Below are 1,357 nucleotides of genomic sequence, written 5' to 3'. Positions count from 1 at the left end.
TGAACCGCCCCGGCAAGTCCGGAGACTCCGTTCCTTGGGAAGGATGGAGTCATGGCAGGAAGTTCCACCACGAGGTACTCCGCCGAGTTGCGTGAGCGGGCGGTGCGGATGGTCGCCGAGGTCAGGTCCGATCACGACTCGGACTGGGCGGCGATGGGCCGGGTCGCCGAGCTGCTGGGGATCGGCACGGCCGAGACAGTGCGTAAGTGGTGCCGGCAGGCCGAGGTCGACGGCGGGGCGCGGCCGGGGGTGACCAGCGAGGAGTCCGCGGAGCTGAAGCGGCTCAAGCGGGAGAACGCCGAGCTCAAGCGGGCGAACGCGATCTTGAAGGCGGCGTCGGCTTTCTTCGCGGCCGAGCTCGACCGGCCATCCCGCTGATCGTGAAGTTCATCGACGCCCACGTCGGTGAACGACCCGAGGGTCTGCGTTGGGGGGTCGAGACGATCTGTGGCCAGCTCACCGAGCTGGGCGCCAAGATCGCCCCCGCGACCTACTACGAGCACCGTTCCCGCATCCCGTCAGCGCGGGCGGTGCGCGACGCCGCGCTGCGGGTCGAGGTCGCCCGGGTGCACGCAGACAACTACGGGGTGTACGGCGCCCGGAAGGTCTGGCTGGCCCTCAACCGCGAACGCGCCGCCGGTGCCCCACCGATCGCCCGGTGCACAGTGGAGCGGCTGATGAGCGACCTTGGGCTCACCGGTGTGGTGCGCGGCAAGGTCAAGCGCACCACCATCGCCAACCCGGCCGCCGCCCGGCCGGCTGACCTGGTGGAACGGCAGTTCGCCCCGCTGGCACCGGACCGGCTGTGGGTAGCCGACTTCACCTACGTGTCCACCTGGGCCGGCTGGGTGTACGTGGCGTTCGTGATCGACGCCTACGCCCGCCGGATCATCGGCTGGCGCTCAGCGACGACGATGACCGCCCAGCTCGTGCTGGACGCCCTCGAGCACGCCGTGTGGACCCGCGGCCGCGAAGGACGAGACGTCACCGGGGTGGTGGCCCACCACGACCACGGCAGCCAGTACACCTCGGTGGCCTACAGCGAGCGGCTGGCCGCCGACGGCATCCGGCCCTCCATGGGCGTGGTCGGGTCGTCCTACGACAACGCCCTGGCCGAGACGATCAACGGCCTCTACAAGACCGAACTGATCAAGGCCCGCGGGCCTTGGCGCAGCGTCGACCAGGTCGAGGTCGCCACCGCCGAATGGGTCGACTGGTTCAACCACCGCCGGCTCTACCAGTACTGCGGCGACATGCCGCCGGTCCAGATGGAGGCAGCTCACTACGCTCAACAACCGACCCTGACAACGGCCGGGGTCACAGACAGCTGAGTCTCCGGACTTGCCGGGGCGGTTCA

General features: G+C 69.7%; 1 protein-coding gene. It reads left to right on the top strand.

Translation table 11 applies throughout. The annotated features are described in order from the left end of the window. Positions 1–51: 51 nt before the first annotated feature. Positions 52–1,331, top strand: a protein-coding gene (locus GCU60_RS19660; RefSeq protein ID WP_163208329.1) for an IS3 family transposase whose coding sequence is annotated in 2 segments (ribosomal slippage) — positions 52–340 and positions 340–1,331 — 1,281 coding nt in all. Because the reading frame shifts where the segments join, the coding sequence is not laid out codon by codon here. The last annotated feature ends 26 nt before the right edge of the window (positions 1,332–1,357 follow it).

This window comes from Blastococcus saxobsidens (assembly GCF_010682065.1).
GTDB classification, from domain to species: domain Bacteria; phylum Actinomycetota; class Actinomycetes; order Mycobacteriales; family Geodermatophilaceae; genus Blastococcus; species Blastococcus saxobsidens_B.
This window is presented reverse-complemented; position numbering and strand designations above follow the sequence as displayed.